The 23,999-nt window shown below is 54.9% G+C and carries 18 protein-coding genes; 11 read left to right on the top strand and 7 right to left on the bottom strand.

All coding sequences use genetic code 11. The features are described from left to right. Positions 1-20: 20 nt before the first annotated feature. The 4 genes from KJS55_RS00480 (at position 21) to KJS55_RS00465 (ending at position 5,324) form a co-directional block, all read left to right on the top strand. Positions 21-1,652 (top strand): amidohydrolase, encoded by a 1,632-nt coding sequence (locus KJS55_RS00480; RefSeq protein ID WP_213542390.1) that lies wholly within the window; start codon positions 21-23, stop codon positions 1,650-1,652. A 332-nt stretch (positions 1,653-1,984) separates the two neighbouring features. Continuing rightward, positions 1,985-2,419: a MarR family winged helix-turn-helix transcriptional regulator gene (locus tag KJS55_RS00475; RefSeq protein WP_213542388.1), complete on the top strand. Its 435-nt coding sequence runs from the start codon at positions 1,985-1,987 to the stop codon at positions 2,417-2,419. Then, positions 2,412-3,776 (top strand): MATE family efflux transporter, encoded by a 1,365-nt coding sequence (locus KJS55_RS00470; protein WP_187029055.1) that lies wholly within the window; start codon positions 2,412-2,414, stop codon positions 3,774-3,776. The genes KJS55_RS00475 and KJS55_RS00470 overlap by 8 nt, the downstream gene beginning before the upstream one ends. 180 nt (positions 3,777-3,956) lie before the next feature. Then, entirely contained in the window at positions 3,957-5,324 is a 1,368-nt protein-coding gene (locus KJS55_RS00465; protein ID WP_213543623.1) for an MATE family efflux transporter, read from the top strand. Between the two features lie 266 nt (positions 5,325-5,590). On the opposite strand, the gene KJS55_RS00460 is transcribed toward KJS55_RS00465, so the two are convergent. From KJS55_RS00460 to KJS55_RS00450, 3 genes are all read right to left on the bottom strand, one after another. Continuing rightward, a complete protein-coding gene (locus KJS55_RS00460; protein ID WP_213542387.1) occupies positions 5,591-7,522 on the bottom strand; it encodes an FUSC family protein in 1,932 nt (643 codons plus the stop codon). A 345-nt stretch (positions 7,523-7,867) separates the two neighbouring features. Further along, a complete protein-coding gene (locus KJS55_RS00455) occupies positions 7,868-8,797 on the bottom strand; it encodes a carbon-nitrogen hydrolase family protein (RefSeq protein ID WP_213542385.1) in 930 nt (309 codons plus the stop codon). After that, positions 8,782-9,738, bottom strand: a complete 957-nt coding sequence (locus KJS55_RS00450) for a LysR family transcriptional regulator (protein WP_213542383.1) — start codon at positions 9,736-9,738, stop codon at positions 8,782-8,784. The genes KJS55_RS00455 and KJS55_RS00450 overlap by 16 nt, the downstream gene beginning before the upstream one ends. Positions 9,739-9,969: 231 nt before the next feature. Between KJS55_RS00450 and KJS55_RS00445 the strand changes: the two genes are divergently transcribed. The 7 genes from KJS55_RS00445 (at position 9,970) to KJS55_RS00415 (ending at position 17,346) form a co-directional block, all read left to right on the top strand. Next, complete coding sequence (locus KJS55_RS00445) at positions 9,970-10,971, top strand: hypothetical protein (RefSeq protein ID WP_228300421.1); 1,002 nt, start codon at positions 9,970-9,972, stop codon at positions 10,969-10,971. Continuing rightward, positions 10,971-11,894, top strand: coding sequence for a cupin domain-containing protein (locus tag KJS55_RS00440; protein WP_187029048.1), 924 nt, complete (start codon positions 10,971-10,973; stop codon positions 11,892-11,894). The genes KJS55_RS00445 and KJS55_RS00440 overlap by 1 nt, the downstream gene beginning before the upstream one ends. 26 nt (positions 11,895-11,920) lie before the next feature. Next, the gene (locus KJS55_RS00435; protein ID WP_187029046.1) at positions 11,921-12,850 is read left to right on the top strand and encodes an ABC transporter permease; all 930 of its coding nucleotides are present in this window, start codon (positions 11,921-11,923) and stop codon (positions 12,848-12,850) included. A 16-nt stretch (positions 12,851-12,866) separates the two neighbouring features. After that, positions 12,867-13,745 (top strand): ABC transporter permease, encoded by an 879-nt coding sequence (locus KJS55_RS00430; RefSeq protein WP_187029045.1) that lies wholly within the window; start codon positions 12,867-12,869, stop codon positions 13,743-13,745. Between the two features lie 14 nt (positions 13,746-13,759). Then, positions 13,760-14,749 (top strand): ABC transporter ATP-binding protein, encoded by a 990-nt coding sequence (locus KJS55_RS00425; protein WP_187029043.1) that lies wholly within the window; start codon positions 13,760-13,762, stop codon positions 14,747-14,749. After that, complete coding sequence (locus KJS55_RS00420; RefSeq protein ID WP_187029041.1) at positions 14,746-15,696, top strand: ABC transporter ATP-binding protein; 951 nt, start codon at positions 14,746-14,748, stop codon at positions 15,694-15,696. Before KJS55_RS00425 ends, KJS55_RS00420 begins: the two co-directional genes overlap by 4 nt. A gap of 96 nt (positions 15,697-15,792) precedes the next feature. Next, positions 15,793-17,346 (top strand): ABC transporter substrate-binding protein, encoded by a 1,554-nt coding sequence (locus KJS55_RS00415; protein ID WP_207724326.1) that lies wholly within the window; start codon positions 15,793-15,795, stop codon positions 17,344-17,346. A gap of 110 nt (positions 17,347-17,456) precedes the next feature. Here KJS55_RS00415 and KJS55_RS00410 read toward each other — a convergent pair whose 3' ends face one another. The 4 genes from KJS55_RS00410 to KJS55_RS00395 form a co-directional block, all read right to left on the bottom strand. After that, a complete protein-coding gene (locus KJS55_RS00410) occupies positions 17,457-18,335 on the bottom strand; it encodes a YitT family protein (protein WP_187029039.1) in 879 nt (292 codons plus the stop codon). Next, on the bottom strand, positions 18,332-19,132 hold the full coding sequence (locus tag KJS55_RS00405) for an amino acid ABC transporter ATP-binding protein (RefSeq protein WP_187029158.1): 801 nt from the start codon (positions 19,130-19,132) through the stop codon (positions 18,332-18,334). Before KJS55_RS00405 ends, KJS55_RS00410 begins: the two co-directional genes overlap by 4 nt. A gap of 40 nt (positions 19,133-19,172) precedes the next feature. Continuing rightward, positions 19,173-20,774 carry an ABC transporter substrate-binding protein/permease gene (locus KJS55_RS00400; protein ID WP_213542381.1) on the bottom strand — a complete coding sequence of 534 codons (1,602 nt, stop codon included), beginning with the start codon at positions 20,772-20,774 and terminating at the stop codon, positions 19,173-19,175. A gap of 1,549 nt (positions 20,775-22,323) precedes the next feature. After that, a complete protein-coding gene (locus tag KJS55_RS00395) occupies positions 22,324-23,466 on the bottom strand; it encodes an acyl-CoA dehydrogenase family protein (protein WP_187029034.1) in 1,143 nt (380 codons plus the stop codon). Positions 23,467-23,999: the final 533 nt, after the last annotated feature.

Raw genomic sequence — 23,999 nt, 5'->3', positions numbered from 1 at the left:
TATCGGAAAGAAAGGATGCTATGATGAGTGTAATGTATGCAGATACCGTTATCCTAAACGGAAGCGTGCTGACGGTGAACCAGCAGGATGATGTCACCGAGGCGGTAGCCATTCGGGATGGAAAGATTTTGGCGGTTGGTTCCAATTCGGAGATTGAGGCGTATATCGGTGACGAGACCAACGTGATTCAGGCAGGCGGAAAGACCGTGATGCCCGGTTTTGTAGATGCCCACATTCATTTCGGTATGTACGGACTTCTGGACCACGGTATTATTGACATCAATTATCCCAAGGCAAAATCCATTGAAGAGATTAAGGATCTGATCCGCGCAGAGGCGAAGAAAAAGAAGAAGGGCGAGTGGATCAAACTCCAAGGCTATGATCACAACAAACTCTTGGAAAAGCGCCACCCCACCAAGGAGGATCTTGACGAGGCGGCACCGGCGAATCCAGTCCAATGCACCCGCTGCTGTGCACATATGGCGGTTTACAACTCTCTGGCTCTGGAGATAGCCGGCGTACATAGTGCCGATCAGTATGCGCCGGGAGAGGTGGTTGTCAACGAGAACGGCCAATTGCACGGGCTTTTGAAAGAGACCGCTCACATGGACACCAGCACCAAGGTGGAATTTTCCTCCGATGAATTGCTGGACGGATTTGTAAACGCAGACCGCATCATGCTCTCCCTGGGAATCACCACCGCCCATGATGCCGGCGCATATGGAGCCGCCTCCACCAGTGCCATGCAGGATGCCTGTGAGAGCGGCGCGGTTCATGTCAGGCTTTATCCCATGCTCTTTGATATGTTCGGCAAAGAGTCCGGCAAGGAGTACATCCGCACATTTATCAGGGCCGGCATCCATACCGGCTGCGGCAGTCAGCACTTCAAGGTGGGACCGACCAAGATCATGCTGGACGGCAGCTCCAGCGGTCCGTCCTGCGCCGTGATTGAGGGGTATAGCCATGATCCTGCCAACCACGGCATTCAGGTCTGGGAACAGGAGGAGGCAGACGAAATCGTGCTGGCAGCGCACAAGGCCGGCTTCCAAGTGACGGCACACGCCGTGGGTGACAAGGCTGTGACGATTATGGTCAATGCCATTGAAAAGGCGCTGCGGCAATATCCAAGAGAGGACCACCGGCACAGAATTGAACACTGTGGACTCACCAATCCGGAGTTGATCGGAAGAATTGCAAAGCTGGGTATTATCCCGATTTCCAACCCATCCTTTATCACGATTAATGGCACGGATTATAACCGCTACTATGGAGAGCGTGTGGACTATCTCTTCGCACTCAAAAGCTACCTGGACGCCGGGATCATCACAGCAATCGGTTCTGATTCTCCGGTGACGCATCCCAATCCTATGAACAGCCTCTTTGGCGCGCTCAACCGGAAGGATCAAAAGACTGGGGACAGTGTGGGCGAGATGCAGAAGGTCGGCGTCAAGGAGATTGTCCGCATGTTCACCTATAACGGCGCGTATGCCAGCTTTGAGGAGACTGTCAAGGGCAGCCTGGAACCGGGCAAACTGGCAGATATCGTGGTGCTGACAGAGAATCTGTTGGACTATCCCCCGGAGTCTATTCAAGATGTGCGCGTAGCGTACACACTGGTGGATGGTAAAGTTGTTTACAAGGCAGACGCCTGAGGAGCCCCCGGTACAGCTCCATAAGGAGGAGCCCAAAATCAGCCTCATAAAAGGCGCGGCGCCGCTGGAAGAGCCAGACATCAAACAACGCCGTCTCAACGCAGCAAAAGACGCCTCCCACTTCTGTGGGAGGCGTCTTTCTGTCTTCAGGAAGACTGCAAAATCAGGCCAGGCTCTGTACGAACGACAAGCAATGCCTAAGACTTGGCGCTGGTGAACAGGCACTTTGTTCAAAACATGCGTGGTTGCTGGTTTGTATATTTTGCGTATAGATTTTGTTAAGAAAACATTGTAAAATACAACAGTTGAAAAAACAACAATAGGAGACGCGTATGCCAAATCGAATCGAGATGTTTCGCCGGGTGGAGCGGCAGTACTTCCGGGATCGGCTGGGCACACTGGGCCTGCAGCCGCTGGACGGTTTGATCATCCGGCAGTTGGGGCGCGAGGGACACCTAAAGCAGGAGGAACTTGCCTGTAAAATTGCAGTAGATAAGGGCGCGGTGGCAAGAAGTCTTGCCCGGCTGGAGGAGCAGGGACTGGTGCAGCGGCAGGTCAGCGACCAGTGCCGGCGTGAAAAGCGGGTTTCTCTGACATCGCAGGGCAGAGAGATGCTCGCAGTGGTCCAGCAGGTGATGAGAGAATGGAATGACATCAGCTACCGGGGGTTCTCTCAGGAGGAACGGGCACTATATGAGGCATTTTTGACCCGAATTACGGACAATGTGATGCAGTTTAGACGAGGAGAAGAGAGAGACCATGGTTAAAAATCTGACAGAAGGCAAGCCTTTAAAACTACTGTTTTTCTTTGCCCTGCCCATGGTGGCAGGCAACCTGTTTCAGCAGCTCTATAACATGGTGGACACTGCGGTTGTTGGGAAATTCGTGGGTGAGGATGCGGTGGCGGCGGTGGGGTCATCCTTTCCGATTGTATTTTTGTCGGTGGCCGTCGCCTCTGGATTGTCCATGGGATGCAATGTGGTGGTCTCCCAGCTTTTTGGCGCTGGACGAATTCATGAGATGAAGTCCACCATTTCAACAGCAATCCTCTCCCTGGGAGTTCTTGGCCTAGTGATTATGGCACTGGGAACCATCCTGGCCGGCCCTCTGCTGCGGCTTCTGGGAACAGACCCGGATATTATGACGGACTCGCGGACCTATTTGCAGATTTATTTTGGCGGAGCGGTCTTTCTCTTTTTGTATAATACGCTCAACGGCATCTACAACGCCCAGGGGGACAGCAGGACGCCTTTGATTTTCCTGATGATTTCCAGCCTGACCAATATTGTGCTGGACTTGCTTTTTGTGATCCAGTTCAACATGGGGGTCGCGGGGGTGGCCTGGGCGACGCTGATCGCCCAAGGGATGTGCGCGGTGGCGTCCCTGCTGGTGATGTTCCGAAGAATGAAGAACATGCCCTGTGAGCCTGAAAAGGAGGGAACAAAAATTCCCCTGTTCCATATGACGGCGGTGAAGCGCATCGCCCAGATTGGGCTGCCCTCCATGCTGCAGCAGTCCCTGGTGTCTCTTTCCATGATGATGATGCAGGGCCTCGTCAATACCTTTGGCAAGGTGCTGGTGGCCGGGTACACGGCAGCCACCAAGATTGACACATTGGCCATGCTGCCCAATATGAATATTTCCAATGCTATGTCCAGCTTTACCGCACAAAATATCGGCGCCGGAAAATATGAGCGGGTTCGGGAGGGACTAAAGGCCTGTATCTTGATGGTGGTAGCGTTTTCGTTGCTCATTACCATAATTCTGTTTCTCTTTGGCAATCAACTGCTGTCTTTGTTCCTGGACCCGGGAGATACCTCCGGCGCGCTGGGATATGGACTTTCGTATATGCATACAGTTTCCGTCTTCTATATCTTGATGGGGCTGCTGTTCGTCCCCAATGGCATGCTGCGCGGCGCGGGGGATATGGGGGCCTTTACCATCAGCTCCATGGCAAACCTTTTTTCCCGCGTGGCCATCGCCTACGCCCTGGTCTATCTCACGCCATTGGGGGCCAACGCGATCTGGTGGTCCATTCCCGCCGGGTGGCTCATTGGAGCGACGGTATCTCTGCTCCGGGTGAAGAGCGGAAAGTGGATGCGCAAGGCAGTGGCTGACCGCTGATCGCAGCTTTTGCCCCTGAGACCGCGAATGAGACCTGAGAACCTGTGCCGCACCCGCAGCTTCGGTGGCTTATTTTAGAAGGCAGGCATGACCGGTTATGAATACATTCCTGTTGTTTGCAGCGACAGAACGGGGGACTGCGGCAATAGGGCCGGAACACATGGAGGAGGCTGAACTGTGATTCAGGAGGAGCACGACTTTTCCCGGGGAAGCATTCCCCGCAATATTCTCTCGCTGGCCCTTCCCATGACGGCGGCGCAGCTGATCAATGTGCTCTATAGTGTGGTGGACCGCATCTATTTGGGGCAGCTTCCAGGCCATTTAGCTCTGACAGGACTGGGCTTGACCATGCCGATTGTATCCATTGTGATGGGATTTGCCAATCTGTGCGGCACCGGAGGCGCGCCGCTGTGCTCCATTCACCGCGGAAAAGGGGAGGTGGAGGAGGCGGAGCGGGTGATGGGAAATGCGTTCACGCTGCTGTTGCTGTTTGGCGCCGTGATTACGGGAGCATTTCTGCTGCTTAAACGCCCTCTGCTCTACCTGTTTGGCGCCAGTGACGCGACCTATCCCTATGCCGAGGCATATATGACCATTTATTTGCTGGGAACGGTGCTTGTCATGATCGGTCTTGGGATGAATCCCTTTATCACATCCCAAGGATTTGGAAAAATCGGGATGATGACAGTGGGGTTAGGTGCAATCATCAATATCATACTGGACCCCATCTTGATCTTTGCGGCAGGAATGGGTGTGCAAGGGGCGGCTTTGGCCACGGTGATCGCCCAGGGCTGCTCTGCGGCATGGGTGCTGGGATTTCTCACCAGCCAACGGGCGGTGCTGCGGCTGCGGCTGAAGAATATGGCACTGCGTGCGGTCAGGGTAAAAGCGATTGTGACACTGGGACTGTCCGGCTTTTTCATGAACCTGACCAACAGCCTGGTCCAGGTGGTGTGCAACGCGACGCTCCAATTCTATGGCGGGGATTTGTATGTGGGCATTATGACCATCATCAACTCCCTGCGGGAGGTATTTTTCATGCCCGTGCAGGGTCTGACCAATGGGGCGCAGCCTGTGACCGGGTACAACTATGGCGCCGGGGCATATGAGCGGGTCCGAACGTCTATCCGATTCAGCGTGGCCGTGACAGTGGGCTATGCCGCAGCCTTCTGGGTGGTCGCCATGCTGTTTCCAGGGGCGCTCATCCGAATCTTCAATCAGGAGCCGGAGGTGATCGCAGCCGGAGTTCCGGCCCTGCGCATCTATTTCTGCCTGTTCATCCCCATGTCTCTCCAGATGGCAGGGCAGGGAGTCTTTGTGAGCTTAGGGCGCTCCAGGCAGGCGATTTTCTTCTCTTTGCTGCGCAAGGCAATCATCAATGCCCCACTCACGGTGCTCCTGCCGATCTGGATGGGAACCACAGGGGTATTCGTGGCTGAGGCCGCCTCGCAGCTGATCGGAGGGATGTCCTGCATTCTCACTATGTATGCGACAGTCTACCGCCCGCTGGGACAGAGCGGTTCTGCACACGCTGAAGGACTTGAGTAGAGAAAGACGGCGAAAACCACCAGATTACAAGAAACTTCCGGCGACGATTCAGAATCCGCTTTGCGGGGGCGAGCACAAAATCCAAAGTAAAAAGCACACATCAGCGCGGGTATTTGGTCCGCACCGATGTGTGCTTCATATTTGCGAATGGAATGCGCCTTTGCTGATAGAGGCGCTGCCGGCCCACAGTCGCCACAATACCAACGGGGACATGATGTACACCCGCCTTGCGGGAAACACTTGCCGGTTAGGAAAGAGCGGGGCTGTTAAAATGGAATACAGGCCTTGTACTGGAGAAGGGACTCGGCGTGTCCCAGGTACTCATGCAGCAAGTAGGCCAGGTCCTTGTCTCGGCAGTGAATCTGCTCTTTCAGCGGTGTGAAGTCCTGATAGCGAATAATGGGATATAGGTCCTTTTGAATCGCAGAGATCAGATCCAGGATCGCAGGCTTTTCCTCTGGGTCCACCCGTTTTGCCCGGACCATGTAGTGCATCTGCTCCAGCTCCGAGAACATGTGCCACAGCGTCAGCAGAACCGTTTGCAAATCGTTTCGGAGGGGAAACGCAGAAGCACGCTTGAGATAGGCCACACATTCCTCATAAAGCATATGAAAATGCGTTAGAATCTCACAGGATACAGACAGCTCCGTGTCCTGGGAAAGGCCCTTCCGGATGATATCCCAATAGCGATTGTGCAGGGAGAATAGAGCCTTGATGTTGTGGGTAAAGAGCGCTTCCTTTCGGATGGGGAAGAAAAAGCGGTTTACCAGAAATACCAGAATGACAGCGGCCCCCAGATATACGATTCGCAGGGTGATGGCAGTGGTTTCATTCAGCGTCATGGAGGTCAGCGTCAGCGCATAGCAGGTGGAGAAAATCGGCTGATACCAGGTTCCCGGTGTGGAACAGTACATCAGGGAGATCATTACCAGCGCGAAGAGGAGCTGGACCCCTACGGAGGGCAGGAACGGATAGACCAAAAACTCAATGCAGCAGCCGATTAGAGTGCCGATGGGACGGGTTTTCATGCGATAGCTGCTGTCCTCGCAGCTGGGCTGGAGAAGCAGAAATGCGTTCAAAGGAATCCAGTAGGAGTGGGTGATGGGAAGCACGTAGCTGATGGTACAGCTGAGCGCCATGACAATGGAAAGGCGCATGGCAAAGCGCATCTCAAAGGATTCCAGAGAGAGACGGAGCCGGGTTTGCTGAAGCAGCTCTCCCCAACTGATCCGATGGACGGCCCTGGGTGGCTGAGATAGCGCTCCCCGCGTTCGCAGCAGCAGGATCAACATGTGCAGCAGACTGCGACAGAAAATTCGGATGCGCCCCTCAGGGATTGACATGCGGTTTAAAAGCTGCTGGGCAGCTTCCAGCTGTCGTGCCTGAGCGGGAGTGTCCAGCAGGGGGACTGTTTCTCGTAAAAAAGCCGAGAGCTCCTCCAAGGCGCTGATTCGAGACTGATCTAACTCGCCGCGCCACTCGTAGTCGGAAATGAGATAGGAAAAACGCTGTACCAGCGTGGCCACCATATCATGAACCTGGGTCTCCCGGCTCTGGATGGAGAAAAAGTTTTGATGATAGGAGAGCTGATGAAAGTCGTGAAGCAGCTGCTGAAACCGCTGCTCCAGCTCTCTTTGCCGCTCTGGATAGATCAAGAGAGGGATGAGTTCCGCCAGCTCGGAAAGTGTCCCATCCAGCGTCAGCGGGGTGGAGGGAACTCCGAAAAAATAGCGATAGCCCCAGAGAGAAACGGTAAGCAGGCATACGCAAAACCAAAAGACGACCAGCTCTGTCAGCAGCTCAGTCGGAGTTGTGGGCGGCATCAAGGTGAGAAACACAAAGAGCATCGCATAGGAGAAATATCCTTTGGGATTGAACTGGGAACTCTGGGTGAACACCAGGACAAAGGGAACCAGAATGTTCAAAAGGATGCACAGCATCAAACTCCGGGAGCTGAGATAAGTCAGCAGAAGCAGGAGGGTGCCCAGGAACAGAAGCCGCAAGTACCGCCAGAGGGAGTTGTTCTGCTGGTATCGCCCCTGGAAAAAGACGGTGATAATAGATACAAGAATGACATACGAAAGGCCAAAGAACAGGTAGACGGTACAAAATGCTGTGAGAAAAAAGAGAATGATGGGGAATGCGTTTCGAAACGCGCGCGTAAATGTCTGATACCAGGATGCAACGGGCTCTGGCATATGCCACTTCCTTTCGAGTGCTGAATTTGGCGCGCCTTAGAACCCGTGCCGAAAGCCGCCGTTTTGCTGCATCAAGCAGGACAGGCCGCCACGATTGCCTAGCTGCGGCCACAGGTGAAAATCTTTACGTATTCTTTATTATAATGCCTGCCGGCAAAAAAAGCAATGCAGGGATGAGCAAAGGCCGCAGACCTCTGGAGCTGTGAATCACCACGGTGGACAATAGCTTTGCGATGGCTGACGTGGGCGGGGATGGGGAGATCTGCCGGGAGCTGAAAAGAGGCGGGAGTGCTTTGGCACTCCCACCTCTTTTCCTTGAGAGATAACCGGTCTGGCAGAGCGGAGTCAGCTGCGGCGGGGCTCCTGGACGGGAACGCCGATTCCCAGCTGACGCATATCTGCCTCGTACTCCTCCAGATTGCCGGGGGTAGGCGGCAGCTGCCGGAACAACGGCGCTTCGGAGACACTGCCGGCGAAGGGCTGGGGAAAATCATAGTCCCTCAGGTGCTGGAGATAGTGGTCCATCATGAGGCTGCCATGCCGCCGCACCTGAGATACCCGGTCCAAGTCCAGAGTGACGGTGGCAACGGCAGGCTGCTCTCCGGCCTCCCACAGCAGGTGTCCCTCCGGATCAATCACTAGGGAGTTTCCATACAGATGGAAGCTCTCAAACTGCCCCACACCGTTGGTGGACACCAGATACGCCTGATTCTCCGTGGCCCGGGCAAAGTGGAGGGGCTTGTTAATTTGGTAGAGCTCCGTAGGGTCCATGGTAAGCTTTACCAGCACCTCGGCCCCCATCAAGGTTTCATTGCGGGAAATCTCCGGGAAATTCAGGTCATAGCAGATCTGAACGCCTACCTTGGTCTGCTTCTCGGGAATATCGAATACCACATATCTGCGGCCGGGGACGGCAGGCTCTGCCGGACGGTAAGGAGCCATCTTACGGTAGACATCAATCAGCCGTCCGTCAGGGCCGAAGATGGGAGCGGCATTGTAGAACTGCCCCTCCGGAAGCTCGGGGGATGTTTCGCTCATGGTGCCGGGAATCAAGTAAATACCATACCGGCGGGCTAGGTCTGCGAAAAAGTTTGTGGCGGGGCCGGGGATCGGGCCGGCTGCGTACATGCCGATCCACTCCACGCCAACCACCAGCTCCGGCTTGTGGTAGCCGTTCATCAGCTCTTCCAGACGGGCGGCGATGTAAGCCTGGTTTTCCTCCAGGGAGGGGCTGACAGGCATCTGCAGGATACCGACATTTAAAAATCTGACCATAACAACTGTTCCTTTCTGGCATTTTTTCTGATTTTACCATCAGAATCCAGATTTTGCAATGGCAGGGCACGGGGGTCCTTCTGGGCGTCGGAGAAATATTGCAGTGCCATCTCCCGGAAGAGCCTTGCCGCATTGGAGAGGTAGCGGTGGGTGTTCCAGGAGAGGGCTACTGTACGCTCGGAGAAGGGCTCTCGGAAGGGAACCAGGGAGAGCCCGTCCACCACGCCGGAGCCGATGGTGATCTCCGGGACGATGGAGATACCGATATTTTGCCGCATGAGATGACTGAAGGTGAAAGTATTGTCGCATTGAGTGCGGATGTTGGGGGTGAAGCCCGCGACGCGGCAGAGCTCGTTGAGATAGGTGTAGATATTGGTGATGACGAAGGGATAGGGGGCAGCCTCGGCCAGATGGACACAGGACCTGCCGGCCAGGGGATGCTCCGCGGGCACGGCCAGAACCATGCGCTCCCGCAGGAGAGGTACGGAATTCCGACTGGGGATATAGCTCTCCGTAGTGTAGATGGTGAGATCATAGTCAGAGAGCTGCAGCTGATCAGATTGGGTGTGATTGCTCAGGCGCAGGTGCACGTAGGGGTACTGGGCGTGAAAGGCCAGATAGAGGTCCGAGAGGAAATTAGAGGCCCCCTGAACGAGGAGATGGACTTCGCCGGAGGGGGCGTCCGACATATCGGAGAGCTTGGAAACGCCGTCGTCTAAGGTGTTCAGAGCGTGGCGAACCTGGCTGTAAAAAAGCTCTCCCATACGGTTGAGGTGAATGTATTTTCCTCTGCGCTCAAAGAGGGGGACGCCCACTTCCCGCTCCAGATTACGGATCGTTTTGCTCAGGGCGGGCTGTGAGATCATCAGCTCGGCGGCGGCTCTGGTAACACTTTGATAGTGGGCGACGGTGCAAAAATATCGCAGCTGCAGCAGTTCCATGACAGTGTGTTGCCTCCTTTTATAACTAATGGGTTATTAATATTATAGATAATTATATCATAGACATTTAGAAAGGAATTGTCTATACTTAAACATAATTCTTTCGCGCTGGATGAATACAGCAGAAAAAAGTCGAAATGCAGGTTTTACTGCTGAAGAAAAGGCGCTGTTAGGTATAATCCTTACAGCGCCTTTACCTGTTTAGGGCTGAAAATGGAGGATTGAATACATATGTGTAACAAGCAACCTGACGGGGAACTGCTGCGGGTGCATCCGCCGGTTCTTTTAAAAGCAGATGATCCGCTGTACCGGATGCCGGACCCAGACAGTATGGGCTACGTATTCCTGATGCCGGAGGGCCCCAGACAGATCAATGAGGCGGGAGATGTCTTCTACATCAAGGATGCCCGGGTTGCCTACCACGACCACAGCCGGGGCTATGAGACCTTTTTGATTGACGGCGGCGCTGTGGAGAGCACCCTAAACCACAAGCAGTGCGTGATGGAGAAGGGCGACCTGATGCATATCCGTCCGGGTGTGCACCATGGCTTCCACCACTTGGTGGAGAACACCATCTGGCGGGAGGTGTTTCAGGAGATTGACATGTACAGCTCCTGCAACCAGCGGGATATTCTGCGGGAGCTTCGGCCGGAGATTCTGGCGGACCCGGAATTCCAGGCCAGCCGCCGCAAGCGCCTGGGGACCAATTACCGGGAGATGCCTCTTGCCAGGGTGGTGGACAAGCATGAGATTTCACAGGTGCGGCCCCACGGCTGCGCGCTGCGCAGCTTCTGCTTTTCCGGCATGGAGCTGGGGCTGAAGGTGGGCCGCTGGGAAACAGATGGTGTGCGGGAAATCTGGGAGTTCCGCTTTCCTAAGGGCACGACCTTGGAGTTTGCGAGGCCCTTTGACTCCTCCCCGCTGTACGCGGTGATGGAGGGCGCGGTACAGGCGGACCTGTTTGACGGCATGGACGTCTACACCGCCCAGGAGCGAGATTTCCTGCACATTCCGGCCTATACCCCCCACAGCCTCACGATTATGGAGGAGAATACGCGGATTTTCGCTTATAACGTTCAGTCTGAGCTGCTCAACGCTTTAGAGGCGCTGCACGCGGAGTTTACCCGGCGGCCGGAGCAGATGGGCAACTGGCCGTGGATCGAGCAGGTGCTGCGGGAGTATGATTGCTGGCTGACAGGGATCAAATTCAGCGGGCAGGAGGTAAATCAGTAATGGTAAAGTGGGAGGAAATCGTCCTGCGCGGCGCAGCGCTGGAGCGTTTAGCTGGTGAGCATTGGAAAATGGCGGTATATACCCGTCCATTTGGAAGAGACTTAATCTGTGAGGCAGCAGATGTGGAGTTTGCGCAGGATGCGCAGATTCCCTACCACACCCGGCAGCATGGATATGAGACAGTACTTTTGCTCTCTGGGTGCGCTGAGGTGACGCTGTACGGAAAATGCTGTACACTGGAGCCGGGCGATTTGGTCGAGATAGAGTCCTTTATGCCCTGTGGCTTCCATTTCCTGAAGGACAGTGTAGTGCGGGTTATTGCACATGGAGTGGATATGGCCCGTATCTGCCGCGAAGGGGTACGCATCCATGAAGCATACCCTGCCGGAGAGCAGCGCGCAGCGCTTTTGAATGAACTATATCAAGCAGAGGGAATTCGGCTGCTGGTGGAACCGGTGGCAGAGCGTGTAGAAAAGACAGCACTCCCTGAGGTCTCCGCAAAGGGCAGCGGACAGGAGATCTTTCCGCTGCACGGCGTTACCTGCCGGCTGCGGGTTGGACGCTGGCAGATTGGCGGTAAGGCAGAGGCCTGGGAATACGGCATGGATGCCGGTAAGACCCTCTCTTGTCCAGGCACCGCTCCGGGTCCATCCCTCTTTATGGTGTGTGATGGCAGTGCTGAGGTGGAAACGGGCGGGGAAAAGCGGAGTGTAAAGTCCGGAGATCTGCTGTGGCTGGCACCCTACCAGGCATTTTCCCTGACGGCAGGGGATGCCGGCGCAGCGCTGCTGGACTGCCATTGTTCTGCGACGCTGCTGCGGTATCTGGAAGAGTGGGAGGCTGCTCAGGCGGCGCCGGAGAGTGGCGTCCGGCAGGCAGACCTTGCGGCACAAAACCGAAGTCCGCTTCAGGGCCTGGAGTGACGCAGGTGTAAAAAGGGGGAAAAACTATGGCAAAATATGTGATCAAGAGATTGGTGCTGCTGATCCCCGTGATGCTGGGGGTGGCCTTCATCATCTTTTCCATCATGAATTTTATTCCGGGCGACCCCGCGTCGCTCATTCTGGGAGAATCCGCACCCGCAGAGGCGCGGGAACAGCTCAATGAGGAGCTGGGCATGAACGATCCGTTTATTGTCCGTTTTGCAGACTACATCTGGGATGCCCTGCATGGGGACTTCGGTGAGTCCTGGCGCACCCGGGAACCTGTCTTTGAAGAAATTTTTGCCCGGATTCCCACCACCATCTATTTGGCGGCGGGGGCCATGCTTCTGGCAGTGCTTCTTGGTGTTCCGCTGGGGATTTTATCCGCGGTCAAGCAGTACTCTTTCCTGGACGTGCTGAACTCCGTAGTGGCCATGTTTCTCTCGGCTATTCCCGCGTTCTGGCTGGGACTGTTGTCCATTCTGCTCTTTGCGCTTAAGCTGCGGCTGCTGCCCTCTGACGGCGCGGATACCGCCAGCGCTTTTATCCTGCCGATTGTCACGCTGGCGCTTCCAGGCGCGGCGGAGCTGCTGCGGCTGACCCGCAGCACCATGCTGGAAATCATCCGGCAGGACTACATCCGCACCGCTCGGGCAAAGGGCGCCAGCGAGCGGATTGTGATTTGGCGTCACGCACTGCGTAACGCGACCCTTCCCATCATTACGGTGGCAGGCATGTACTTTGGCTCACTGCTGGGCGGCTCGGTGATCACAGAGTCTGTGTTCTCCATGCCTGGGGTGGGAAGCCTGACGATTACGGCGATTCGCTCTAAGGATATCCCCCAGGTGATGGCGTGCGTGCTGCTGATGGCGGCGCTGTTCTGCCTGATTATGCTGTTGGTGGATCTGCTGTATGCATTCTTGGACCCGCGGATTCGGGCACGTTATACCAAGTAAAGGGGGGGATCTTGTCATGACAAAAGAAAAAGTTTCCTCCCGCCGGAAAAAAAGCCAGATGGCTGAAATCTGGCGTCGGATGCGCAAGAACACCGCAGCCATGATCGGACTTGCCATTTTGGCGGTGATCCTGCTGGTAGCTATTTTTGCGGGGGTGATCTGTGATTATGATACACAGGTCATTGCACAAAATATGGCCCAGCGCTTACAGCCACCCAGTGCAGAGCACTGGTTCGGAACGGATGCCTATGGGCGGGACACCTTTGCGCGTGTGGTCTATGGCGCCCGCATCTCATTGGCTATCGGCGTGGCGGCCACCGTTGGCAGCGTACTCATCAGCGGCTTTTTAGGCGCGGTGTGCGGTTACTATGGCGGCAAGGTGGATGCTGTGATCATGCGGATTATGGATATGTTCCTGGCGATTCCAACAGAGCTGTTGGCCTTGGCCATCGTGGCGTCTCTGGGACCCAGCATGGCGAACCTCCTGATTGCTGTGACGGTGGCACGCATTCCGCCCTTTACCCGCATTGTGCGATCTTCCATTCTCTCGGTCATTGACCAGGAGTATATCGAGGCGGCCCGCGCCTGCGGCGCATCGGATTTTATCATCATCGTGCGGCATGTGTTGCCGAACGCGCTGGGGCCTATCATCATTCAGGCCACCATGGGCGTTGGGCGGATGATCCTGACGGCCGCCGGATTGAGCTTTATCGGCATGGGCGTGACGCCGCCCACCCCGGAGTGGGGCAGCATGCTCTCCGAGGGGCGGGAGTTTATGCGTTACTCCCCGTACATTACCTTGTTCCCGGGCATCGCCATCATTCTTACGTCCCTCTCCCTGAACCTGCTGGGTGACGGCCTGCGTGATGCGTTGGATCCCAAGCTGAAAGACTGAGAGGAGGAACAGCCATGAGCGAACAACTTTTGGAAGTCCGGGACCTGCGTGTGGTCTATGAGAGCGACGAAGAGACGGTGCACGCGGTCAACGGCATTTCCTTCTCCATCGGCAAGCAGGAGACCCTGGGTCTGGTGGGAGAGACCGGTGCCGGCAAGACTACAACGGCGCTGAGCATTCTGCGTCTGCTGCCGGACCGGATCGGCAAGATTACCAGTGGCTCCATCACCTACCGGGGTGAGGACCTGCTGGCCAAGACCCCAGCACAGATGCGCAAAATCCGCGGTGAATCAATTGCTATGATTTTCCAGGACCCCATGACCAGCCTGAACCCTGTTTTGACCGTGGGGGACCAGATTCTGGAGGCCCTGGAGCTGCACAACGACGAGGGAAAAAGCAAAGAGGAACTGGATCGGCGCGTGGAGGAGATGCTGGAGCTTGTTAGCATTCCCGCTGTGCGGAAAAAGGATTATCCACATCAGTTTTCGGGGGGCATGAAGCAGCGCGTTGTGATTGCCATGGCGCTTGCATGCAATCCGGGACTGCTGATTGCAGATGAACCCACTACGGCGCTGGATGTGACCATCCAGGCCCAGGTGCTGGCCATGATTGGTGAGCTGAAAGAAAAGCTGGAGACTAGTATGCTGCTGATTACCCATGATTTGGGAGTCGTGGCCCAGACCTGTGATAAGGTGGCCATCATGTATGCGGGGGAGATTATTGAATATGGCAGTGTGGAGGATATTTTTGGAGACCGGCCCCACCACCCCTATACCGTGGGACTCTTCGGCTCCATTCCGGACCTGACGGTGGACACAGACCGGCTCAAGCCGATCGCCGGGTTAATGCCGGACCCCACGGACCTGCCGGAGGGCTGCAAATTCCATCCCCGCTGCCCTCACTGCCAGGAGCAGTGCAAGACCACGCGTCCGCCGGTGATTGAGAAGGATGGCCATTTGATTCAGTGCCACCTGTTTGCAAAGGAAGAGGAGGCCGGCGTATGAGTACACCACTGATTGAAACTGTTCATCTGAAAAAATATTTCAAGACGAACTCCGGCATGCTGCACGCGGTGGACGATGTAAATCTGTCCGTTCAGGCCGGTGAGACACTGGGAATTGTGGGTGAGTCCGGCTGCGGGAAATCCACCCTGGGCCGGTTGATCCTGCGTTTGCTGGATGCAACCAGCGGTGAGGTGCGCTATAACGGAGAGAACATTCTCACTTATAATAAGGCGCAGATGCGTCAGATGCGCAAGGAGCTGCAAATCATTTTCCAGGACCCCTATTCCAGCCTGAATCCTCGGATGACAGTCAGCGAGATCATTGCCGAGCCCATGCGGGTGAACGGCATGTATCAGGATAAAACGGCTCTACAAAAGCGGGTGAGTGAGCTGATGGACACCGTTGGCCTGGCCTCCCGCCTGGAGAATGCCTATCCCCATGAGCTGGATGGCGGCCGGCGGCAGCGGATCGGCATCGCCCGGGCACTGTCGGTGAATCCCAAGTTTATCGTCTGCGACGAGCCGGTGTCCGCGCTGGACGTGTCCATCCAGGCCCAGATTTTGAACCTCCTGATGGACCTGCAGGAGGAGATCGGCCTGACGTATCTCTTTATTACGCATAATCTGAGCGTGGTGAAGCACATCTCCAATGAGATCGCGGTGATGTATCTGGGGCAGTGTGTAGAGCGGGCACCCTCCAAGGAGCTGTTCCAAAATCCTATGCATCCCTATACGAAAGCGCTGTTGGCCGCGGTGCCGGTACCGGACCTGCGCTACCGCGGACAAAAGCGGGAGGCAATTCGCGGCGAGGTCACAAGTCCCATTGACCCCAAGCCTGGCTGCCGGTTTGCAGACCGCTGCCCCCATGCGACAGAGGCATGCCGCAGCCAGGTGGACCTGGTGGAACGGACACCCGGACATTTTGTGGCCTGCACGCTGTATCAATAAGCGCATTTTCCCGCCGCACGGTTCTGCGGCCCCATATTTGTGATTTCCTGCGTTTGCTGGGAAATAAAGACTATCAACATTGTAGGAGGGAACATTATGAAAAGAGTTTTATCCCTGGCACTGTCGGTTTTGATGGTGCTGAGCCTGCTGGCCGGCTGCGGCGGGCAGCAGGACAGCACGGACGACGCTGCGCCGTCCGAGACCGGCGAGACCCGCGACGATCTGGTGATTGCCCTGGCTACCGAGCCCACGCAGCTAGACCCCCATTACCTCAGTGACACCAACAGCTCCCTGGTGGTGCTGAACACCCATGATCCCCTGTTCCGCCGGCTCCCCTCCGGCGAGATCGAGCCTGCCTTGGCTGAGGATTACGAGCTGTCCGAGGATGGTACCTCCATCACCTTGTACATCCGTCAGGGCGTGAAGTTCCAGGACGGCACTGAGCTCACCGCCGAGGACGTGGCCTTCAGCCTGAACCGGGCAACTGCCACTGCCCAGTCCGAGGCCTACACCGAGAGCTTTAAAGAGGCTGTTGTGGTAGATGACTATACGGTTCGTCTGGACCTGCTCTATCCCGATGTGGCGGTGCTGCCTCTGCTGACCCAGGGCAATAACTGCATTGTCCCCAAGCACGTTGTGGAGGAGGTTGGCGAGACTGAGTATGCCGGCAATATCTGCGGCACCGGCCCCTATAAGCTGGTGGAGTGGCAGAAGGGCGCCAAGCTGGTGTTGGAGGCCAACGAGGACTACTGGCAGGGTGCCCCCGCTATCAAGCGCCTGGAGTATCGGATTTTGGCAGAGACCACCACGGCAATCGTGGCTCTGGAGACTGGCAGTGTAGACCTGGTGATGAACATTGGCGCGCTGGATGCTCAGTTGGTGCAGGAAAATCCAGACCTTGCCTATGCGGAGACCACCAGCACCACAACCTATTATGTGGGCTTTAACTGTGCAAAGGCTCCTCTGGACAACAAGCTGGTGAGAAAGGCTTTGGCCATGGCGGTTGACAAGGACGCCGTGATCCTGGGTGCCGTGGACGGCGCTGGCGTTGTTGCCGCTAATGTGATGCCTGATGGCACCACCGGCGCTCCCGCCGAGGCGGACCAGCCCACCATTCCCTATGATCCCGAGGCTGCCGTCAAACTGCTGGAAGAGGCCGGCTATGGCCCCGGTGAGCTGACCGTCCATCTGGCTGTCCGCGAGGGAGCCACCAAGAAGGCCGGCACCATTCTGCAGGATCAGTGGAAAGCCATTGGCGTCAATACCGTGGTGGACACCTTGGAGCGCAGCGCCATGCTCAACGATATGTATAACGGCAATCTGGAGGCCTATATCGTGGGCGATGTGGCCCTGACGATGGATGCCTCTATGCAGACCTCCACGCTGGACAGCTCCACGATTCCCTACACCAACAGCACGTTCTATTCCAATCCGGAATATGATGCGCTGAATGACGAACAGGCAGTCCAGATGAACGATCCGGAGCGCCGGGTGGAGATCATCACCCAAATGATGGAGATCGAGGTGGAAGACGCGCCGCGGGTGCATCTCTACCATCCCGTTTCCAACATTGCCTATAATAAAAACCTGAACGTGGAGGTCTCTCCCACCGTGGAGGGCTACTTCACCTACGGGATGTCTTGGAATTAAACTGAACAACCGCCTGCCTCGGATGGGGCAGGCGGTTTTCTATCGGGAAGAGGCCCCGAAGGGGAGAGCGGCTCCAAAGATAAAGCAGGCGGACAATTGCCCGCCTGCTTCTAGGTTCCGTTCAAAAAAGCCGTGGTGCCCTTGGGGTCTGCAAACCCCTCTCCAAAAACCTCGCTGGTCTCCGAGATCATGACAAAGGAGTCCGGGTCCAGCTCATAGGCGGCGGAACGGATTTTATAGGCCTCTGCCTGGGAACAGGCGCACAACAGAAGTTCCCTGGGCTGCCCGGTGAAAGTGCCCACAGCATTGCACATTGTGGAGCCGCGCTTGCAAACCTCTGCAATGTGGTCTGCGACCGACTGCCCCTTGGAAGTAATGATGAGGACCAACTTCCCCGCGCCAACGCCGTACAGAATTTTGTCAATTACCACGGAGGTAACGGCGGTGGCCGCTAAGCCATAGAGCACCGAGTCAATGCTGCCGAATACCGGCCAGCCTAACAGAATGATGGCAACATCAATAGCAAGAGTTACACCCCCTATGGACAGATGGGGCCGCAGAACCTTGATGGACATAGTGAGAAGGTCCGTTCCCCCGGAAGAAGAGCCCCGCATATAGAGGAAGGCCAAGCCGGCGCCCAAAAACACGCCGGAATAGAGGGCAGCCAGGAAGGGACTGCCGTCATAGGCTGGAAAGTGAGGAAACACCAAATCCAGAAAAATCGTGCACACCGCCATACTCCGCATGGTTTTGATCAGAAATTTCTTTCCCACGAAGCGGTAGCTCAGTACCACCAGGGGAATGTTCATGGCCATGGTGGTCAGTCCGATGGGAAGGTCCCAGAGATAGTTCATCAGCAGCGCCAGGCCCGAAAGCCCTCCCGGCGCGAAGTTTGCCATTTTGGCAAAGGTATAGATGCCGACGGCATAGAGAATGCCGCCCACCATATCACAGAGTAAATCCAGCGCCAGGGTGCGCCAGCGAATCATGCGCTCTCGCCTCTTTGACCCGCCAGATACCGGCTGAGGAACAGACGTGTCTTTTCCTGCTGGGGGTCCTGGAAAATTTGCTGGGGAGGCCCCTCCTCCACAATGTAGCCGTCAGCCATAAAGACTACCCGGCTGGAAATCTCCTGAGCAAACTGCATCTCGTGGGTCACAACCACCATGGTCATCCCCTCCTGGGCCAGCGCCCGCATTGTGGAGAGCACTTCGCCCACCATCTGAGGGTCCAGGGCGGAGGTGGGCTCGTCAAACAAGAGAATTTCCGGGTGCATGGCCAGTGCCCGGGCAATGGCCACCCGCTGCTTTTGACCGCCGGAGAGCTGGGAGGGCAGGGCGTTGACATAAGGCGTCATTCCCACCTTTTCCAGATAGGCCATGGCGTCTGCCCGGGCTTTTTCGCGGGGCGTATGAAGAACATACATGGGGCCCACCATGCAGTTTCTCAAAACAGACATATTGTTGAAGAGATTAAAAGATTGGAATACCATTCCCACCTTGGCCCGATAGCGGGGAAGATCAAACCGCTCGCCGCCCACGGGCTGTCCCTGATAGTAAATGGCGCCGCCAGTGGGACGCTCCAGATGGTTGATGCATCGAAGTAAGGTGGACTTGCCTGAGCCGGAGGGGCCGATGATGCTGATGACATCCCCCTGGCGCACAGTGAAATCCACGTCCCGCAGAACTTGATGGGTTCCAAAGCTCATCTGAAGATGTTGGACGGAAATTGCGGCGGATGTTGTTTCTGCGGCCGCCTCAGCGGCCTTTTGTCGCGGAATTGGCATAGCGAGATTACAGCAGGCAGTCATGATAAAACTCCTTTCGTCAGCGGTTGTCACACATATCGTAATTCTTAGGGCCAGATAGTTTTTTCTCTACCAGTCGCAGCAGCAGTGTTGCAACGGTGGTCATAAACAGGTAAATGCAAGATACGATCAGGAATACCTCAAAGAAGCGGAAATACTGACCGGCAGCCTCCCGGCCGCGGTAAAACAGTTCACCTACGGTGATGACACTTAGCATGGAGGTATCCTTAATATTACTGATGAGGTAGTTGCCGACCTGAGGGATAATGCTTCGGAAGGCCTGCGGCAAGATCACCAGAAACATGGTCTGCCCGCGGCCCATCCCGATGGCCTCGGCTCCTTCATCTTGACCGGCATCCACAGACTGGATGCCGCCCCGCATGGTTTCAGACATGTAGGCGCCGGTGTTGATAGAGACAATAAAGAGACCGGCCCACAGCGGGTCCATGTCCCAGCCCAAAAGCTGGGCGGCACCGTAGTAAATGACCATGGCCTGGACCATCATGGGGGTGCCCCGGAACAGCCACACATACAAGGCAACAATACCGCGCACAGCCCTCAGGAGCCACCGCTTCCAGGCCGGAGACTCCGAAGACACCGGAATTGAGGAGAATGCCCCGGTCGTACAGCCGATCACGGTGCCGAGCAAGGTGCCGAACACTGCTAGAAAAGCAGCGACACCGGCACCCTCCAGGAAGACCGGGCCGTAGCGCCCAATGAGAAGCCGTACCATCTCGAAAAAGCTCAGGGTAGACACATCCCCGGATTGCTCCAAGGGTTGATAGGCACAGGCGTCGTCAATCATCTGCTCCAATTCCGCCTGAGGGATCTGGGAAATGGCGCGGTTAAGATCTGTCAGAAGCTCTAGATCCGAGAGCCCCACGCCGATGGCAACCGCAGTTTCGTCCCTGGAGGCGTTAAAATTTCCTGTGCCCTCCATGGGAGCGATGACGAGATCTGCATTAGCGGCGATCACACCCTCTGCAGTGGGGCGGTCCAAAAGGATGACATCCACCTTATCCGACTGTAATGCCACCACCAGAGTGGGGACACTCTCCATAGCAGGCCGCTTATTCACATCTGGAATACGGTCGATTTGGACGCTGTACCAGAGGGTATTGAGCATGGAGGTTGCCCGTGCGCCGCGAAGGTCTTCCACAGAATCTGCCTGAGCAAAGGGACCGTCTCTGCGGACCACAGCCACGGTGTCCGCATAATAATAGGGGGCGGTGAAGGCCATCGTTTGGCGCCGGTCGTCTGTTGGGACGATCATGGAAATGGCACAGTCCACCTTGCCGGAGGGAACCGCCATCATCAGGCCGTCCCAATCAAATTTATAGGCCTCGATCTCATAGCCGGCGAGAGCACAGACCTGCTTCATATATGCAACTTCAAAGCCGCACAGGTATTGATCCGTCCCTGTGATAGGAATCGCGCCATTGGAGTCATCACTCTGGGTCCAGTTGCAGGGAACGGTCATCCCTTCAAACCCTACCCGAAGAATCCGCGGGGCTTCCGGCTCCTCCACAGCCAGGGCTGTAGGAGCGGAGAGCAGAACAACCATCATGGCAAACAAAAGACATAGGCGAGGTATTCGCGGTTTGTCACATTCCGACTTCATAAGATAAGCCTCCCAGACAGTGGCCGGATTTGAAAGTGGCCTTATTATAGCCGCTGGTCCTGGAATTTCAAGGGGCTTTTTGCAACTTTAATTCCTCTTGAATATGACGCTTGAAATTTTCATGCGATCCTAATCTGAAATAAATTTTAAGGGGCAAACAATGCTCTTTCAAGGACACAAAAAAATTGAAGATAAGTAGCCCATGCAAATCTGTAGATTCCGGGGGAAGTCTGCAGGCATTGTATGAGTTTGGGCACATCCGTCGTGATCAATATGACGAAGTTTTACTTACTAGGTCAGCCCTTACTCCATTTTGATGGATGATATTGGCCGCCGTCTGCAGTTTTATAGGGCGACTGCTGCATATCTTCAGGTCGAAAATAGCGAAGAAGGCCTGTCAAACTGCGATACGGACATGCCATCTTTCCTGGGAGAAGTGGTCCAGCGGTAGGTAATGGGATTTGGGATGGCCTGTTGGGTATACTGCAGGCGTGCAGCTTGGAGCTCCACTCCTGGCCGGCGCTGTGTGAGGAAAATTTCTATTGCGACGACAGATTGAGTTTTCGGGAACATCCATAATCCAGTACCCGCAGATGATCCTCAAAGCTCCTGGCACGCTTTGGCACTCCGGCAGATGAAGGACATGGGAGGGGAAAGGCGATGGGCTATTCAACTGGAGCGAACCTCAGAAGTCAAAGACAGGCGAGCTTCTGGAATGACAGGGTCAGAACCTGGCTTATCTCCACCGCCAGTTTCCGCTATGTTGATTGTAAGAAGAAAACGGAAATTACCATGCCCTCGGCTCCAAATACGGGCAGAACTTTCTCCTCATATCGGGACAATTAGTGAGATCACACGTCTTACCAGCGAATGTGGCTATATTCTTAATCAGTATCTGCTTCAGAAATTCCTTTTGAAAGTTCTTTTCCAATGTGAGAGTAATCTGCAGTGAAAGGGCGATGGCGACTTCCGCAAAACAGATGCTAAAATACCCACAGAATATATGGAAAACCACGTCATATCACTCGACTCCTGTGGAGAATATTATTTGGCGGTTGATGGTGAAATCGGAGGAAGACCATAGGGGCGGTCTATATAAAGGCTCTTTCTTTTCACATTTCTCCAAGATCAGAATATTAAAAAGCTGATATAAAACTAGCGAATCAACCATATGTGGCTGCGATGAGCCAAAATAAAAGACGGAGATCGGTTGGCATTTTTCAATAGCAGGCCAGACAGAGAGAAAAGAGTTCCTAAATCCATTTACAGGTCCCCAAAAGCTTCATAAAAGGGGCTTAGAAAAGAATCAAAGCAAATCTTTCGATTCTTGCGGGACTTTACACACCCTTTGCTGACTCCGGCCAGACTTTGACTGCTGATATGCCACGGCTTTTTATTGCGGCATGGAATGCGGGCTTGATGCTGCAAGTGAGCGGAGAGTATCAATATAAGGCAGGGAGAGTATGAAATACTCTCCCTGCCTTGAATGTCAGGATGTTACCGAAAAATATGCAGCTTTGCAGAGGTATTTTTATGAAAAAGGCGTCGGTCAACGGAAGAGCTGGCCAGAAATCACCAGCTTTTGAATTTCGTTGGTACCCTCGTAAATTTGGGTGATCTTGGCGTCACGCATCATGCGCTCTACATGATATTCCTTCATATAGCCGTTGCCGCCCAGCATCTGGACAGCCTCTGTTGTGACCTTCATAGCGGTGTTGGTGCAGGTCATCTTGGCCATAGCCGCGGGTACGCCATAGGGCTGACCGGTCTCCTTACACATGGCAGCGTGATAGAGCAGCAGTTCCGCGCACTTGATGTCTGTCTGCAGCTCTGCCATCTTATAGGCCAGATACTGCTGCTTGTAAAGGGGTTTGCCAAACTGCTCCCGATCCATCAGGTACTTGCGGGCAATCTCAAAGGCACCCTTGGCGATGCCCAAGCCCTGAGCCGCAACGCCGATGCGCCCGCCATCCAATGTCTTGAGCGCCAACTTGAAGCCCTCGCCAGGCTTGGCGATCATGTTCTCCTCAGGCACATACACATCCTCTAGGATCATCTCGGAGACCTGAGCGGAGCGGATGCCCATCTTGTTTTCCACCTTCCCCACAGAGAAGCCGGGAGTGCCTTTTTCCACCACAAAGGCGGCCATGCCCTTAGTACCCAAGGCAGGGTCCGTCAAACAGTAGACCACCGTGTAGTCCGCCAGAGGACCGTTGGTGTTGAAGCACTTGGCGCCGTTGAGAACCCAGCCGTCTCCCTGCTTAACCGCCACAGTTTTCTGGCCGGCAGCGTCAGAGCCAGCGGAGTGCTCGGTCAGGCCAAAGGAGCCAATTTTCCGACCAAAGGTGACATCCTCCAGATACTTCTTCTTGATATAATCGGGAGCGGAAGAGTTGGCGATGCTGCCGCCGTACAAAGAGGTCATTACAGAGAAAGCGATGCCGAAGGACGCGTCTACCTTGGAGACTTCCTCCACAGCCAGAATATAGCAGGAATATGCGCCGGCCATACCGCCGATTTCCTTGCCATAGGGGATGCCAAACATGCCGGTCTGACCGAACTTACGGAACTGCTCCAGGGGGAACTCGCTTTTTTCATCCCGCTCCAAGACGCCTGGAAGGAGCTCCTGCTGGGCAAACTCCCGCGCCATCTGCTGGATCATTTGCTGCTCATGCGTCAAAGTAAAATCCATAAAAAACACCCTTTCTCACTGTTCCATTGATGCCTGCACCGGGGTACAGGATGGAGCTCTGTCAAAAATCTGTCAAATAGTTTGTTAGCAAATTATTTGCTTACTTATTAGTTATCACGATTGGATGCCTTTGTCAATCATCGTCTAAAACTTCACATGAGATTTGTAGGATATGTAAAACTATTTATCTTTGGCTGTGCAAAAATACTAAAAAAATTTAATATATTTTGATATATTGATGAAAAATTAACGTTTGTAGATTAACATTTAAAATGAATAGGGATAAAACTTCATGCGCAATTCAGCGCACCACGAACAACGGTAAGGCGTATATAAAATTTTTGCCCATCGTTTCTCCAGTTGTTCCGCAGGGGCGAGGAAACGGTCCTTTTACCATGAAACGCATAGCAAAAGGACCATAGAAATCTGCATGATAAAGGCCATCAAAAAAGCTGTAGCGCTCTACAGCCGAAAAGCCGATCATACCATGAAACTTTTTCCTCCTTCCACGCGTCTTTATATTAGAAGGATTA

It is taken from the genome of Pusillibacter faecalis (genome assembly GCF_018408705.1).
Classification (GTDB): Bacteria; Bacillota; Clostridia; order Oscillospirales; family Oscillospiraceae; genus Oscillibacter; species Oscillibacter faecalis.
Note: the sequence above shows the minus strand (reverse complement) of the source record. Positions and strands in the feature narration are given on the sequence as shown.